Below are 16,354 nucleotides of genomic sequence, written 5' to 3'. Positions count from 1 at the left end.
GCCAAGCAAACCAGTAGAGCCTAAGCTTGACTACGATAAAGCTATGGCAAGCTTGTCCGAAGCCATTAAAAGTAAAACAGCTGAGTTGGGTGATGACAAGGAAGCTAAGAAGAAACTAGTTGAACTAGCAGAACAAGCCTTAGCTGCTATTGAAGAAGCCAAAACTCAGGATGCAGTAGATAAGGCCTTGCAAGACGCTTTGACATCTATCAACAATCTTCAGGCGACACCAAAAGAGGAACCAGCTCCAGAGGAACCAGCAAAACCAGAGGAGCCAAGCAAGCCAGAAGAACCAAGCAAACCAGTAGAGCCTAAGCTTGACTACGATAAAGCTATGGCAAGCTTGTCCGAAGCCATTAAAAGTAAAACAGCTGAGTTGGGTGATGACAAGGAAGCTAAGAAGAAACTAGTTGAACTAGCAGAACAAGCCTTAGCTGCTATTGAAGAAGCCAAAACTCAGGATGCAGTAGATAAGGCCTTGCAAGACGCTTTGACATCTATCAACAATCTTCAGGCGACACCAAAAGAGGAACCAGCTCCAGAAGAGCCTGCAAGACCAGAAGAGCCTGCGAGACCAGAGGAGCCTGCGAGACCAGAGGAGCCAAGTAAGCCAGAAGAGCCTGCGAGACCAGAAGAACCAACACAGCCAGAAGAGGAAGTGAAACATTCAAATCTTCCAACTGAAGGTGTTAAAGAATTGAGTGTAACTCAACCAATCCTTGAAGTAACGACAGATCCGATTGCCTTCAACACTATTCGTCGTGAAAATTCTCTCTTGGCTAAAGGTAAGGAACAAGTCGTTTCTGAAGGAAAAGACGGACAAGTAACGACTTATGTAGAAGTTGACGGCAGCGATCGTAAGGTTGTTAAGGTTGAACGTGAGGAAGCTCAAGACCGCATCGTTGAAGTAGGTACTCAAGAAGGAACTGCTATGCCGACAGAAGGCGTTATGAATCTGGACTTTAACCTACCAAATCTAAAAGTAGAGAAAGAACCAATCGCCTTCAAGACTGTTCGCCGTGAGAATGCTAATTTAGCTAAAGGTAAGGAACAAGTTGTTTCTGAAGGAAAAGACGGACAAGTAACGACTTATGTAGAAGTCGATGGTGACAACCGTAAGGTTGTTAAGGTTGAACGTGAGGAAGCCCAAGATCGCATCGTCGAAGTTGGAACTAAGGAAGAAAGTCCATCAACTGATAGCACATTGAAGGTCTTGAAAGATTCTTCAACAAACTTGAAACTGATTGCTCGAGAAGGGGACCTCAATGGTGGTTCTGTTCTAGAGGTCGATAAGGTTGCTGACCAGGTCTTGGAAGGTCGCCGTTTCGATGCTTATCAAATTCAATTGAAGAATGAGAAAGGCGAACCTGTTAAATTGAAAGGTGCAGCCCTTATTCAAGTTGCTGTGGCGTCTGATGTAGCCAATGTCTATGCTATGAATGCAAATCAAGAATTGCAGGAAGTGAAGTTTGAACAGAAGGGTTCAGCACTTGAATTTGTAGCTCCACACCTAGGTGTCTATGCGGTAGTGTACAAGGATGCAGCTCAACCAAGTGCACCAGCAAATGTAGAAACTCCTGCTCCACAACCTATGGGAGAAGATAAGCCTTTAGCAGAAGCGAAGGGAACTGTAGCAGATTCTGCTAGCAAACAGTTACCAGCAACAGGAGAAGAAGTAAGTTCAGCTCTCTTGCCTGCCCTCACTCTTGTTTCAGGAATGATGCTATTCTTCTTCAAAAAAGATATGAAGGATTAGCAGAGACTAAATCAAAGAAAGTGTTTTAAACACTAAAAAAGGGAGTCCCATAGTGGACTCCTTTTTGTGGGGAAAAATATTTTAAATAGAAAACCCTGAATTGTTTCCAATTTCAGGGCTTTCTATTTCTTGTGTTTCTGCGATAACCATTCAATCTATTATTCTCCCAATAGCTATTAAAGATTTTTTCTTTACTTTCACGATCAATCTCTAGGAAATAAGCGTAGAGTAAATCAATGATAATCAGCATTGGAATCTGAGCAGAAATTCGTTGAATATAAGATGCTTGGTTTTGGCTTGCGACCAAAATGGTTTCTGTAAATGCTTGAGTATCCTTATTCGGTGAACTTGTAAATAGAACTGTCTTAGCTCCCATATCCTGGGCATCTAATAAACTATCGATGATGGACGGTGTTGTTCCTGAGAGGGAAAAACCAAAGACCAAACATTTTTCATCAATGATACTAGTCGTCCAGGCAAAACCGTCTGGATCTGTTAAGGCTTCACAGACGACACCCAATCTCATAAAACGTAGCTTCATCTCACGTGCGACTAGACCAGAACTCCCAGTTCCGAAAAAATACACTCGTTCTGATTGTTCAATCATCTGAGCTACACGTTCCAACTGCTTATCGTCAATCAATCCTTGAGAAATTTCTCGCACATTTGCATAGCTTCTGAGAACTCGTTGAGTCAAAGGATTCATATCCTGTTGAGGAGCAGAAAGAGTGTCTTTTTGTTGCTGATATTTGAAGATGAATTCTCGATAGCCCTTAAAACCACACTTCTTGGCAAAACGAGTGAGTGCTGCCTGGGAAATATGAAGTTTTTGTGTGACTTGTTGAGAGGATAAGTCATCATTTATGGTATCTGCCTGCAGAAAATAGCGGGCAATTTCTTGCTCTAAATCGGTCATCTCTTCAAAGTGAAGGTCGATAATCGTAGAGATATCTTGCTTATTCATGGAACTCCTTTTATAGCTATTTGCCAAAAATTACTTTGGCAAATCTAACAAATAAAATAGCGCTTACCTCCATTATATCATAGAAAATACTTTTTGGACCAAAAAGGAAAAGTCTTTTCTTTTTCCATAATTTTCTACCTAAATTATGGTACAATGAAGAGTGTGATTTTGATTAGAAATGAGATTGATGTGTATGAGAAAATTCAATAGCCACTCGATACCGATACGGCTTAATTTGTTATTTGCAATCGTCATTTTGCTCTTTTTAGCAATTATTGGTCGTTTGCTTTATATGCAAGTTCTTCATAAGGATTTTTATGAAAACAAACTCGCTTCTGCTAGCCAAACTCGAGTAACCATGGGTTCCGCTCGTGGAGAAATTTATGATGCAACAGGAAAACCTTTAGTCCAAAACACCGTTAAACAAGTTGTTTCATTCACACGAAGTAACAAGATGACTGCGGCTGATTTGAAGGATATTTCTAAAAAATTGTTGACTTATGTCACAGTCACTTCTCCAGAGTTGACGGACCGACAAATGGCAGACTACTACTTGGCGGATGCCGAAGCTTATAAGAAAACAGTTGAAGCTCTTCCAAAAGATAAACGGTATGATTCAGATGGCAATCAACTTTCTGAATCTGAACTCTATAACAACGCTGCTAATAGTATTGCAGCTAATCAGATGGACTATTCCGAGGATGAAAAGAAGGCAATCTACCTCTTTAGCCAACTCAATTCAGTAGGAAATTTTGCTACAGGAAATATTCAAACAGATCCTTTGAGTGATACACAGGTAGCTGTAATTGCTTCTGCTTCAAAGGAATTGCCAGGTATTTCTATCTCTACCTCATGGGATCGAAAGGTCTTAGAAACTTCTCTTTCATCTATTGTCGGAACTGTTTCTAGTGAAAAATCAGGTCTTCCAGCAGAAGAAGTGGATGCGTATTTGAAAAAAGGTTATTCGCTCAATGATCGCGTCGGGACTTCCTATCTTGAAAAACAATACGAAGAAGTCTTGCAAGGGAAACGGACCGTCAAGGAAATCCATTTGGACAAGCATGGAGACATGGAGAGCGTAGAGAATATAGAAGAAGGTAGCAAGGGAAAAAACATCAAATTAACCATTGATTTGGCCTTCCAAGATAGCGTAGACAGCCTCTTAAAGAGTTATTTTAATTCTGAACTTGCAAATGGTGGTGCTAAATACTCAGAAGGTGTCTATGCAGTAGCCCTTAATCCTAAGACAGGTGCTGTATTAGCCATGTCAGGAATGAAGCACAATGTAGAGACTGGGGAGTTGACACCAGACTCACTAGGAACAGTGACCAATGTTTTTGTACCAGGGTCTGTCGTTAAGGCGGCAACCATCAGTTCTGGTTGGGAAAATGGGGTCTTGTCAGGCAACCAAACCTTGACAGACCAACCAATCGTCTTCCAAGGTTCTGCCCCTATCAATTCCTGGTATACTCCTTATTACGGTTCTTTCCCGATTACAGCCGTTGAAGCCTTGGAGTATTCATCCAATGCTTACATGGTCCAAACTGCTCTTGGAATCATGGGGCAAACTTATCAGCCGAATATGACAGTGGGAACCAACAATCTTGAATCTGCTATGGGTAAACTTCGTGCTACCTTTGGAGAGTATGGACTAGGAGTTTCTACTGAGATTGACTTGCCAGATGAATCGACAGGATTTATCCCCCAAAAATTTGACTTGGCTAATTATTTAACTAATGCTTTTGGCCAGTTTGATAACTACACACCGATGCAATTAGCCCAGTACGTTGCAACTATTGCTAACAATGGTGTTCGTCTAGCTCCACATATTGTCGAGGGAATATACGACAACAATGATAAGGGTGGCCTTGGGGAATTAATCCAAGCAATAAATACCAAGGAAATCAACAAGGTCAATATTTCTGAATCAGATATGGCAATCTTGCACCAAGGATTTTACCAAGTATCGCATGGAACTAGTCCCCTAACGACAGGACGGGCGTTTTCAGATGGTGCCACTGTTTCTATCAGTGGTAAAACCGGTACAGCTGAAAGCTATGTAGCTGGTGGTCAAAAAGAAGCTAATAATACCAATGCCGTGGCCTATGCTCCAACAGAAAATCCTCAAATTGCAGTTGCAGTAGTCTTTCCTCATAATACCAATTTAACCAAAAATGTTGGGCCAGCAATTGCTCGCGACATTATCAATCTATACAACCAACACCATCCAATGAATTAGAAAGGAAGCCATGCTTTATCCAACACCTATTGCTAAGTTGATTGACAGTTATTCTAAACTTCCGGGTATTGGGATCAAGACAGCAACCCGTCTAGCCTTTTATACTATTGGAATGCCGGATGATGACGTCAACGAATTTGCTAAAAATCTCCTTTCAGCTAAAAGAGAGTTGACCTATTGTTCTATCTGTGGACGTTTAACCGATGAAGATCCCTGTTCTATCTGCACAGATCCAAGTCGGGACCAAACAACTATCCTCGTCCTAGAGGATAGTCGAGATGTAGCTGCTATGGAAAATATTCAGGAATACCATGGGTTATACCATGTATTGCATGGGTTGATTTCACCCATGAATGGAATTAGTCCGGATGATATCAACCTTAAGAGTCTTATGACTCGTCTTATGGCCAGTGAGGTTTCAGAGGTCATCGTAGCTACCAATGCAACAGCAGATGGTGAGGCGACTTCCATGTATATCTCTCGGCTTCTCAAACCCGCGGGGATTAAGGTTACTCGTCTAGCACGAGGTCTAGCAGTAGGAGCAGATATCGAATATGCGGACGAAGTAACGCTCCTAAGAGCCATTGAAAATCGTACAGAACTTTAGTCTGTAAGGATATAGAACAGGCAATTAGTTAGCAGATAAGACTTTAAGAAATCAAGAGACTAGATTTATTTTTAATCCAGTCTCTTTTGTGCTATTCAAGTTTAAAAAAATAAACAAATGTGATATACTAAAAAGCGAGTATTCTAGTAGAAATAGGACAATCATATGAAACAAACAATTATTCTATTATATGGTGGGCGCAGTGCAGAGCGTGAAGTGTCTGTATTGTCAGCTGAGAGTGTCATGCGTGCGGTTAACTATGACCGTTTTGAAGTCCAAACTTTCTTTATCAGCCAGTCTGGTGATTTCATCAAAACCCAAGAATTTACCCAAACTCCTGGCCAAGATGAACGTCTCATGACCAATGAAACGATTGATTGGAACAAGAAAATTGCTCCAAGTGCCATCTACGAAGAAGGCGCAGTTGTTTTTCCAGTTCTTCATGGACCTATGGGAGAAGACGGTTCCGTTCAAGGTTTCCTAGAAGTCTTGAAAATGCCTTATGTCGGTTGCAACATCTTGTCTTCAAGCCTGGCTATGGACAAAATCACGACTAAACGTGTCTTGGAATCTGCTGGGATTGCCCAAGTCCCTTACGTAGCCATTGTTGAAGGGGACGACTTAGCTTCTAAGATCGCAGAAGTTGAAGAAAAATTAAGGTATCCAGTCTTTACCAAACCATCTAATATGGGTTCTAGTGTTGGTATTTCTAAGTCTGAAAATAAAGAGGAACTCCATCAAGCTCTCGAACTCGCCTTTAAATATGATAGTCGTGTCTTGGTAGAGCAAGGTGTCAATGCGCGTGAAATCGAAGTTGGACTTTTAGGAAACTATGATGTCAAGAGCACTCTACCTGGTGAAGTTGTCAAGGACGTAGCCTTCTATGACTACGAAGCAAAATACATTGATAACAAGATTACTATGGATATTCCAGCCAAGATCAGTGATAATGTAGTAGCAGTCATGCGTAGAAATGCAGAAGCTGCCTTCCGTGCTATTGGCGGGCTTGGTCTCTCACGTTGTGATTTCTTCTATACAGATAAGGGAGAAGTTTTCCTAAATGAGCTCAATACCATGCCAGGATTTACCCAGTGGTCTATGTATCCCTTGCTCTGGGACAATATGGGGATTAGCTATCCAGAACTAATCGAGCGTTTGGTTGAGCTTGCTAAAGAAAGCTTTAACAAGCGTGAAGCGCATCTATTATAAAGATAGCTATAAGGGCGGGGCAAGACTCCCTGCCCCTTTTTAAAGGAGTAAACATGAAACTTACGATTCACGAAGTTGCGCGTGTTGTCGGTGCAAAAAATGATGTGACAAGCTATGCGGATAACCCGTTAGTCAAGGCAGAGTTTGATAGTCGCTTGATTGGAGCTGGGGATCTATTTGTGCCACTCAAGGGGGCGCGTGATGGTCATGACTTTATTGAGACGGCTTTTGAAAACGGTGCTGCTGTAACCCTGTCAGAGAAGGCAGTAGCAGGTCATCCTTACATTTTAGTAGAGGATGTTTTGACAGCCTTTCAAGCTCTTGCGGCCTATTACCTTCAAAAGACTGGTGTCGATGTCTTTGCTGTTACAGGTTCAAATGGGAAGACAACGACCAAGGATATGTTGGCCCATTTGCTTTCTACAAACTACAAAACCTACAAAACGCAAGGGAACTATAATAACGAGATTGGCCTCCCTTATACGGTTCTCCATATGCCAGATAATACTGAAAAGCTGGTCTTAGAAATGGGGCAGGATCACCTAGGAGATATCCATCTTTTATCTGAACTCGCTCATCCAAAGACAGCTATTGTAACCTTGGTTGGAGAAGCTCATTTAGCCTTCTTCAAGGACCGTTCTGAGATTGCCAAAGGTAAATTACAGATTGCTGATGGAATGGAGAAAGGTAGCTTACTTTTGGCGCCAGCTGATCCCATTGTAGAGGATTATCTACCTGCTGACCAAAAAGTAGTTCGTTTTGGTCCGGGTGCAGAACTCGAAATTACAGACTTAATTGAGCGCAAGGATAGCTTGACTTTCAAGGCTAATTTCTTGGAGAAATCCCTTGATTTACCAGTAACAGGTAAGTACAATGCGACCAATGCTATGATTGCTTCTTACGTTGCCCTACAAGAAGGAGTGTCTGAGGAGCAGATTGGTCAAGCCTTCCAAAATCTAGAGTTGACCCGAAATCGTACCGAGTGGAAAAAAGCAGACAACGGTGCAGACATCTTATCAGATGTCTACAATGCCAACCCAACAGCCATGAAGTTGATTTTAGAAACTTTCTCTGCTATCCCAGCTAATGAAGGTGGTAAGAAAATCGCAGTTCTGGCGGACATGAAAGAACTTGGAGACCAGTCTGTTCAACTTCATAATCAAATGATTTTGAGCCTGTCACCAGATGTCCTTGATACCGTTATTTTCTACGGTGAAGATATCGCTGCCCTAGCCCAATTAGCCAGTCAAATGTTCCCCATCGGCCATGTTTACTACTTCAAGAAAACAGCTGAGGAAGACCAATTTGAAGCCATGGTCAAGCAGGTCAAGGAAAGTCTTGGTGCACATGACCAAATTTTGCTTAAAGGTTCCAACTCTATGAATCTAGCTAAGCTAGTAGAAAGTTTGCAAGAAGACTAATGGTCTCTGATAAGAAAACATTCTCAAGAGGTGATTTATCTTGAAGAATAGCTACTTTGGAACACAAAAATATAAGAAATAAATGTAAGCTAGGCTCTATAAAAATCAGTAAGAGATTGGCTTATATGAAAATGAGGAAAATTATATGAATGTTTGGGATGCTTTATTTACCACCCAGCCGACGGAGCCACCCCAATTTGATCTTCTTTGGTATGGAAGTCTATTTACATTATTAGCATTGACTGTATTTCTTGCTTATCGTTATGGGGAGAAGAAAGTCTGTCAACGATTTTTCCAGATTTTACAGGCGGTACAGCTAATCCTGCTCTACGGATGGTATTTGGTTAATCAGATGCCTTTAACAGAAAGTCTTCCCTTTTATCATTGCCGTTTGGCTATGTTTGTAGTGCTTTTGACCCCGGGTGTCTCTAGAGTCAAACAGTATTTTGCTGTATTGGGAACTTTTGGAACTTTGGCAGCTTTTATTTATCCAGTGCCAGATCCCTATCCCTTCCCCCACATTGCCATCCTATCTTTTGTTTTCGGACACTTAGCCCTCTTTGGAAATTCCTTGATTTATCTCTTGAAGGACTACGATGCCAGTTTATTGGATTTCAAACGAATCCTAGTTATCACATCTTCCCTTAACGCTTTGATTTTTCTTGTCAATGTAGTAACGGGGGGTGATTACGGCTTTCTGACAAAACCACCATTGGTAGGAGATCATGGTCTTTTGGTCAATTATATTGTTGTAACTCTGTTTCTGACTTGTGCTATTTACTTGTCATCCAAAGCTTTTCAGACAATCCTCCAGGAGAAGGGCGAAAGAAGATTGAAAATCTGGCAGAAATAAAAAATATTTTTCCAACCACTTGACTTTTATCTTAGAATTTTGATACAATAGTAGGCGGTATTGTTTACCCCATTTGTAAGGCCCCGGAACCTTTCAAATAACTTGCGGACCGGAACATCCGCCCTGTAAACAAAAACGACATTCATATAGGAGAAATCATGAACAAAACTACATTCATGGCTAAACCAGGCCAAGTAGAACGCAAATGGTACGTTGTTGACGCAACTGATGTACCTCTTGGACGCCTTTCAGCAGTTGTTGCTAGCGTACTTCGCGGAAAAAATAAACCAACATTCACACCACACACTGATACAGGTGACTTCGTAATCGTTATCAATGCTGAAAAAGTTAAATTGACTGGTAAAAAAGCAACTGATAAGATCTACTACACTCACTCAAACCACCCAGGTGGATTGAAACAAATCTCTGCTGGTGAACTTCGTTCTAAAAATGCAGTACGTTTGATCGAGAAATCAGTTAAAGGTATGCTTCCACACAATACTCTTGGCCGCGCTCAAGGTATGAAATTGAAAGTATTCGTTGGAGCTGAGCACACTCACGCTGCACAACAACCAGAAGTTCTTGATATTTCAGGACTTATCTAAGGAAAGGAACAATAAAGTATGTCACAAGCACAATATGCAGGTACTGGACGTCGTAAAAACGCTGTTGCACGCGTTCGCCTTGTTCCAGGAACTGGTAAAATCACTGTTAACAAAAAAGATGTTGAAGAGTACATCCCACACGCTGACCTTCGTCTTGTAATCAACCAACCATTCGCAGTTACTTCAACTGCAGGTTCATACGACGTTTTCGTTAACGTTGTAGGTGGTGGTTACGCTGGTCAAGCAGGAGCTATCCGTCACGGTATCGCTCGTGCCCTTCTTCAAGTAGACCCAGACTTCCGTGATTCATTGAAACGCGCAGGACTTCTTACACGTGACTCACGTAAAGTTGAGCGTAAGAAACCAGGCTTGAAAAAAGCTCGTAAAGCATCACAATTTAGTAAACGTTAAAACTTATTTAAACTTATTGAAAGCATTTCGTATCAAAAATACGGGATGCTTTTTCTGTTCACCCCAAATTTTTGTAACTAGGTGATACTTGAAATTAATACAAATTTGGTTGTTTTTGATAAATCTAAGCAACACTACATGATGAAGTGAAAGGGGATGAATCTTTGATAGTATTCACTTATTGTGAAATATGATATATTTATTAATTAGATGGATGAATACTTCTAGAGTTAAATATAGTATAATAGGGACATACTTTTTGGTTTATTTTTGTTTGTAGTCGGATTATGAAAGAATATCCAATATTATGCGATAAGATAGAATGTTACAAAAAAGAAAGGGGATGCAATCCGATGAAGAAAGACAGATTAATTGTATTGACAGATGCTGTTCTAGCAATTATTATGACCATCTTGGTTTTAGAGTTAGAAAAACCAACAACACCAAGTCTTGAAGCTTTTTGGGATTTACGGCAAAATTTCTTTGCTTGTTTTCTTTCCTTTTTCTGGTTGGGATCGTTATGGATGGCACTAAACACATTATGGGAAAAGGTTGAGAAAATTTCCTCAGAAATTATTTGGTGGAATTTGTTTCTACTCTTGGAGCGGCAGGAGTTCTCTTTGGAGAATTTCATGCCATCCAAGATACCAGTCTGAATGATGTGGTGGACCGGATCTATATAAATGTCAAGGATTTACCGTTTCAGTCCTTGGGAGCTTTAGCTAATATCCTGTCTGATATTAAGAAGGGACTGATTCAAGACAGTCATATCTGGTCTTTCTTCCAGTCATTTTTCAAACAATATCAGTTGATAATCAGCTTAAATCAGATCTATCAGTTTGTCTATCTTTCTCTGATGGAGATCATGTCCTATCTTCACTTTGATTATTGGAAAAAACGGCTCGGTCAGGAGCTAGTATGAATAAGGAGAACAAATGAGACGTTTAAAAATGTTATGGCATATTATACAGGTTACGGGTTTTACTCGGTTTGCTCTGAGTTTTGTGACCTTTGTTTTTGGGTCAGGAGGCGTGCTTTTCCTAGTTGAACCTGCTATCACAAATTACGGAGACGGTCTTTGGTATGCTTTTGTGACTTCGACGACTGTCGGCTACGGGGATCTCCTAGCTGTGACCTTGATTGGAAGGATTACCAGTGTCTTCTTGACGATTTATGGGCTCATATTTTTTGGCTGTTTATCAGCTGTTATTATTAATTATTATACCGATTTAAATAAGGAAAGAGGAGAGGACAAATGACTGCCAATTATTCAACACGGGAATACCGTGAGAAATTATACGATGACCTTCATGTTCGATTGAGAGATACAGCGATTTTGATGTGTGCAATTTTTATTGCCTCTATCGGTCTAAATATGAATTCAACAGCTGTTATTATTGGAGCCATGTTAATTTCACCTCTCATGACACCGATTGTTGGACTGGGATTCGGTTTAGCTATTTTTGATACGCGTTTAATCAAGCAATCTCTAGAGGTTTTATTGACTCAAGTGTTGGTCAGTTTGCTTGTCTCGACTCTGTATTTCTGGATTTCTCCCTTGTCTTATGCAAGTAGCGAGTTGATTGCACGAACCTCTCCAACCATTTGGGATGTTCTCATTGCTATCGCGGGTGGGATAGCAGGTTTCATTGGTTCAAGGAAAAAAGAAGCAAACAATATCGTACCAGGAGTAGCCATCGCAACAGCTCTGATGCCACCTATCTGCACTGCAGGATATGGTTTAGCTAATGGGAATGTACGATTTTTATTGGGGGCTCTCTATCTTTTCTTGATCAACTGTGTCTTTATCATGCTAGCCAACATTGTTGGAACAAGAATTTTGATGAGAAAATCTCCTTTAACTTCATTTAAAGAGCTGAGCATTAAAATGAGAATTGGCTTGATATCTTTGATTGTATTGTTGATTCTTCCAGCTAGCTATTCGGCAGTTACTCTGACAATAGAACAAGCGCGCAAAGAAGGGATCAAACAGTTTGTAGGAAAAGAGTTCGCCAATTATACGGTTATTAATCAAGTCTACAAGTCAAGTAACAATGAATTGGTCTTGACGGTTGTTGGAGATCCGATTTCAGAAGAAGAATTAGAAACACTCCACCAAAAACAAGCCTCTTACGGTATTCAATCTGTTCAATTGAAAGTGAATCAAGTTCAGAACTCGCCAACATTAGATAGTGAAGCGACCAAGGAATTTTATGAAAACATTGACAAGTATATTGATCAAAAACTCTCTGAAAAAGATTCACAAAACGATCTCGTAAAAGAAAATGAAGCAGACAAGGATTGAGGACAATGAACTGAATCGGTTTTTACGCCGTGTTTTTCTTGTATCTTCCTCTTTCTTACTTATAGCAGGTTGTTTTTGCTTGAATAAGAAATAAATTAGAAGTTCTATCATCTAAGAAAAATGATGAACAAAAAATCATTTAACTAATGGTGTGAACGTTTAGTGTTTATCAGCTCCATTCTCTGTAATTTTGGGGGTAAAATCCACACCATTCGGATAAAATTAGTTGAATTTGATTGGAAAAAAGCTTTTATAAAAGCGGAGAAAAGTCTTGATATTACGCTGTTTTTAGTCCAACTGAAATTCATACTTTCCAAACCAGGCTTGAAAAAGGCCCGTAAAGCATCACAATTTAGTAAACGTTAATTCGTTACTGGACAGCAGAATACAAACGAAAACACTTTGCATCTTGCAAGGTGTTTTTTTCTATGAGAACTGGCGGTGCGCAATTAGGATAGCTCTAGCGACTTTAGTCGCATAGAGATATGCTATGCACAGTTGCCTCAAGAAAACAATGCTTCTTGGTCCACCCTGTTAGACAAGCTTCAAAACCAAGGAATCCAACAGATTTCTCTTGTAGTTACAGATGGCTTTAAGGGGCTTGAGCAGATTATCAGTCAGGCTCACCCATTAGCTAAACAACAATGTTGCTTAATTCATATTAGTCGAAATCTAGCTAGTAAAGTGAAACGAGCAGATAGAGCGGTTATTCTGGGGCAATTTATAATGATTTATCGTGCTGAAAATTTAGAAATGGCAGGACAAGCTTTAGAGGACTTTCTCGCCGAATGGAAACCAAAGTATAGGAAAGTCATGGAAAGTCTGGAGAAGACGGATAATCTTTTAACTTTTTATCAGTTTCCCTACCAGATTTGGCACAGCATGTATTCGACAAACCTCATTGAGTCTCTTAACAAAGAAATCAAACATCAAACGAAAAAGAAGGTTCTTTTTCCTAATGAGGAGGCTCTGGAACGTTACTTAGTTACGTTGTTTGAAGATTATAATTTCAAGCAAAGTCAACGAATCCATAAAGGGTTTGGTCAATGTTCTGATACACTTGAAAGCTTATTTAATTAACACTCCGTAACTCTACTTAAGTGTTTACACATAATTATTTACAGTATCAAAAAATAAAGTATATTGTTTTCATCATAATATAATTAAATATCAGTATAGAGAATTTTATCTATATATCAGATATCAGCAATTGCTTTTGCTGTCATTTTTCGCTACAATAGTTACAAGGAGGAAATAAACATGTTAAAAGAAGTATTAAACGTCGCAAAAGTTGCGAAAAAATCATCTCTCTTCTTAGGAGGGGTAGCATTTGGGACGCTTGGCTTGAAAGTCTTAGCAAGTAAAGAAGCTAAGAAAGGCTATTCTAAGGCCTTGGCTAAAGCTTACAAATTGAAAGATGGACTGGATGCATCTGTTTCTGTTGTAAAACAACACGGTGATGATGTTTTACAAGACGCTAAATATTTATACGAACAGGAAAAGAAAGAAGAACAATTAGATAGCCTGACAGGTGAATAATATGTCTTTTAAAGTGCTACACAGAGGATATCAACATATCCGATTATCGTCCTCGTTTTCACTGACCTTGGATATTCAAGATTATCTTCGTTCCTTGGCTAAAGATGAAAAAGGGATCGACTCTATTCAGTTTTATATGGATCAGCAGCACTTTACTCTACGTATGAAAGAAGGCTTCTCTGTATTAGAAAATGCAGAGGCCTTTTTAAAAAAAATTGACAAGGGGAAAGTTTCGGACTTGATGACTCTTCCCATTCGTAGAGAAGAGAGTGCTTATTCAATTGTATCGGGTGCAGCGATTAAGCGTTTGCTGTTTCGAAGTTTTGTACCCTACCCTATTCGTTATATTTGGACTTGTTATCAGGCTTTGGGTTATGTCAAAGAAGCCTATCAAACTTTAGCGCGCAAGGAACTAACCATGGAGGTCTTGGATTGTTCGGCCATTTTGTTGTCCTTGTTTATGAACCAATCCAAGACAGCTAGCAACATCATGTTTATGCTTGATTTGGGTAATCATCTGGATCAGTGGTCTTTAAAAAAAACAGCAACAGATTTGGAACAAAGCCTTCTTGCTAAAGAAAGTGATGTTTTCTTAGTGCGGGGAGACATGGTCATCAGCATCAAGAGTTCTGATGTTCAAGTAGGTGATGTATTAGTTGTCTCCCAAGGGAATGAAATCTTGTTTGACGGCCAAGTGGTTTCAGGATTAGGCATGGTCAATGAGAGTTCCTTGACTGGAGAGAGCTTCCCTGTTGAAAAGAAAGAGGGAGATTCTGTATGTGCGAATACTGTTTTGGAAACAGGAGAGTTAAGAATTCGTGTGACTGATAATCAGATAAACAGTCGTATTTTGCAACTCATCAATCTGATGAAAAAATCTGAAGAGAGTAAGAAGACAAAACAACGTCATTTTATTAGGATGGCAGACAAGGTTGTAAAATATAACTTCTTAGGTGCTGGTTTGACTTATCTGTTAACAGGTTCGTTTTCAAAAGCCATTTCCTTTTTATTGGTGGATTTTTCATGTGCTCTAAAAATATCCACACCTGTAGCCTACCTTACGGCCATAAAGGAAGGTCTAAATCGAGAAATGGTTATTAAAGATGGTGATGTATTAGAAAAATATCTGGAAGTGGATACTTTCTTGTTTGATAAAACGGGTACCATCACGACGAGTTATCCTTTGGTTGAAAAGGTTCTTCCTTTCGGAGATTATACTGAGAAAGATATTTTAAGAATAAGTGCATGTTTGGAGGAACATATCTATCATCCTATTGCCAATGCAATTGTTAAACAAGCTGAAATTGAAGGCATTGAACACGAAGAAATGCATGGCAAGCTTCAGTATATTGCAAGCAAAGGGATTAAATCGCAAATTGATGGTCAATCGGTTGTCATTGGAAATTATGTACTAATGCAAGACGAACAGGTAAGAATTAGTTCTGAGCAGCTGGCCTTGATTGAGCAATATAAGACTCATTACAATTTATTGTTTTTGGCTTATAAGAAAGAATTAATTGGGATGTTTTGTATCCACACTCCCTTGAGAAGCGAGGCGAAAGTTGCATTGAAAAAGCTAAAGCGCCAAGGGAAAAAACTGATTCTGGCAACTGGTGATACGTTGGCTAGAACAGAAGAGTTGGTTAAAGATCTGCCATTTGACAACGTTTATACTGATTTAAAACCAGATGGTAAGTTTCAGTTGGTTCAGGAATTACAGAAAGCTGGCCGAACTATTTTGATGGTTGGAGACGGGTTAAACGACTCTGCTGCCTTGACGCTTGCAGATATTGGGGTTGTGATGAATGAAAGTGCTGATATTTCTAAGCAGATGAGTGATATTTTATTATTAGATAATCGTTTAGATTTCTTCGAGGAATTGAATTCTTTATCTGAATCGTTGCAGAAATTAATTCAAAGAAATATTCAAGAAACAGTTGTAATAAATGGAAGTTTAATTGGATTTGGGTTGTTAAATTGGTTAAGCCCATCTAATCTTTCGATATTGCACAATCTGACTACTTTAAGAATCGTCCTTCGTAGTCTTTCTATTAAAAGTAGGTAAGAGACCGAGAAGCTGAGGTTATAAAAACTAAAAGGAGTTGTCTCATTTGAGAATAACGGCTCTTTGTCAACTGTAGTGGGTTGGTGGAAAATTATACCCTGGAGAGGACCAAATTGGTTCTCTCCTTTTAAATATTGAAAAAACCATTGGCAGTGGACATACTTTAAGACTATATATTTCTGAAACTAGTTTCACAATACAAATATTGACATGCAATTATTAATTGGTGGATTTTAAGTTGACATCTACAAAGCTTAATGTTAGAATACATTCAAAAATATATTTGAATGAGGTATTTTATGATTCAAAATGTTGTTACTTCAATAATCCTGTATTCTGGGACAGCCGTAGACTTACTTATTATCCTAATGTTATTTTTT

At 39.5% G+C, this 16,354-nt stretch carries 15 protein-coding genes and 2 pseudogenes; 16 read left to right on the top strand and 1 reads right to left on the bottom strand.

Annotated elements, in window-relative coordinates; genetic code table 11:
• A partial coding sequence (locus I1J71_RS02270; RefSeq protein ID WP_195183566.1) for a G5 domain-containing protein occupies window positions 1-1,756 on the top strand: 1,756 nt, incomplete at its 5' end.
• 112 nt (window positions 1,757-1,868) lie between these two features.
• On the opposite strand, the gene I1J71_RS02265 is transcribed toward I1J71_RS02270, so the two are convergent.
• On the bottom strand, window positions 1,869-2,720 hold the full coding sequence (locus I1J71_RS02265) for a MurR/RpiR family transcriptional regulator (RefSeq protein WP_195183565.1): 852 nt from the start codon (window positions 2,718-2,720) through the stop codon (window positions 1,869-1,871).
• Between the two features lie 193 nt (window positions 2,721-2,913).
• Between I1J71_RS02265 and pbp2b the strand changes: the two genes are divergently transcribed.
• The 15 genes and pseudogenes from pbp2b to I1J71_RS02190 form a co-directional block, all read left to right on the top strand.
• Window positions 2,914-4,959, top strand: coding sequence for a penicillin-binding protein PBP2B (pbp2b, locus tag I1J71_RS02260; RefSeq protein WP_324248679.1), 2,046 nt, complete (start codon window positions 2,914-2,916; stop codon window positions 4,957-4,959).
• Between the two features lie 10 nt (window positions 4,960-4,969).
• Entirely contained in the window at window positions 4,970-5,566 is a 597-nt protein-coding gene (gene recR / locus I1J71_RS02255) for a recombination mediator RecR (RefSeq protein ID WP_195183563.1), read from the top strand.
• A gap of 165 nt (window positions 5,567-5,731) precedes the next feature.
• Window positions 5,732-6,775: a D-alanine--D-alanine ligase gene (locus tag I1J71_RS02250; protein WP_195183562.1), complete on the top strand. Its 1,044-nt coding sequence runs from the start codon at window positions 5,732-5,734 to the stop codon at window positions 6,773-6,775.
• A gap of 53 nt (window positions 6,776-6,828) precedes the next feature.
• Window positions 6,829-8,196, top strand: coding sequence for a UDP-N-acetylmuramoyl-tripeptide--D-alanyl-D-alanine ligase (locus I1J71_RS02245; RefSeq protein WP_195183561.1), 1,368 nt, complete (start codon window positions 6,829-6,831; stop codon window positions 8,194-8,196).
• A 145-nt stretch (window positions 8,197-8,341) separates the two neighbouring features.
• Window positions 8,342-9,049 (top strand): TIGR02206 family membrane protein, encoded by a 708-nt coding sequence (locus I1J71_RS02240; RefSeq protein WP_195183560.1) that lies wholly within the window; start codon window positions 8,342-8,344, stop codon window positions 9,047-9,049.
• 158 nt (window positions 9,050-9,207) lie between these two features.
• Complete coding sequence (rplM, locus tag I1J71_RS02235; protein ID WP_001044624.1) at window positions 9,208-9,654, top strand: 50S ribosomal protein L13; 447 nt, start codon at window positions 9,208-9,210, stop codon at window positions 9,652-9,654.
• A gap of 18 nt (window positions 9,655-9,672) precedes the next feature.
• Window positions 9,673-10,065, top strand: a complete 393-nt coding sequence (gene rpsI, locus I1J71_RS02230) for a 30S ribosomal protein S9 (RefSeq protein ID WP_002893764.1) — start codon at window positions 9,673-9,675, stop codon at window positions 10,063-10,065.
• Window positions 10,066-10,418: 353 nt separating this feature from the next.
• Window positions 10,419-10,721 carry a TMEM175 family protein gene (locus I1J71_RS02225; RefSeq protein WP_006151097.1) on the top strand — a complete coding sequence of 101 codons (303 nt, stop codon included), beginning with the start codon at window positions 10,419-10,421 and terminating at the stop codon, window positions 10,719-10,721.
• On the top strand, window positions 10,646-10,987 hold the full coding sequence (locus I1J71_RS02220) for a hypothetical protein (RefSeq protein WP_195183559.1): 342 nt from the start codon (window positions 10,646-10,648) through the stop codon (window positions 10,985-10,987). Before I1J71_RS02225 ends, I1J71_RS02220 begins: the two co-directional genes overlap by 76 nt.
• Before the next feature lie 13 nt (window positions 10,988-11,000).
• Window positions 11,001-11,324: a potassium channel family protein gene (locus tag I1J71_RS02215; protein ID WP_001253404.1), complete on the top strand. Its 324-nt coding sequence runs from the start codon at window positions 11,001-11,003 to the stop codon at window positions 11,322-11,324.
• Window positions 11,321-12,370 carry a DUF389 domain-containing protein gene (locus I1J71_RS02210; protein ID WP_195183558.1) on the top strand — a complete coding sequence of 350 codons (1,050 nt, stop codon included), beginning with the start codon at window positions 11,321-11,323 and terminating at the stop codon, window positions 12,368-12,370. Before I1J71_RS02215 ends, I1J71_RS02210 begins: the two co-directional genes overlap by 4 nt.
• 489 nt (window positions 12,371-12,859) lie before the next feature.
• Window positions 12,860-13,450: pseudogene (locus I1J71_RS02205) on the top strand (IS256 family transposase); the annotation flags it as partial.
• Window positions 13,451-13,630: 180 nt separating this feature from the next.
• On the top strand, window positions 13,631-13,909 hold the full coding sequence (locus I1J71_RS02200; RefSeq protein ID WP_002893755.1) for a DUF6110 family protein: 279 nt from the start codon (window positions 13,631-13,633) through the stop codon (window positions 13,907-13,909).
• A gap of 1 nt (window position 13,910) precedes the next feature.
• A complete protein-coding gene (locus tag I1J71_RS02195) occupies window positions 13,911-15,974 on the top strand; it encodes a heavy metal translocating P-type ATPase (protein ID WP_195183557.1) in 2,064 nt (687 codons plus the stop codon).
• 299 nt (window positions 15,975-16,273) lie between these two features.
• Window positions 16,274-16,354: pseudogene (locus tag I1J71_RS02190) on the top strand (cadmium transporter); the annotation flags it as partial.

The organism is Streptococcus infantis (genome assembly GCF_015546995.1).
GTDB classification, from domain to species: domain Bacteria; phylum Bacillota; class Bacilli; order Lactobacillales; family Streptococcaceae; genus Streptococcus; species Streptococcus infantis_J.
Note: the sequence above shows the minus strand (reverse complement) of the source record. Positions and strands in the feature narration are given on the sequence as shown.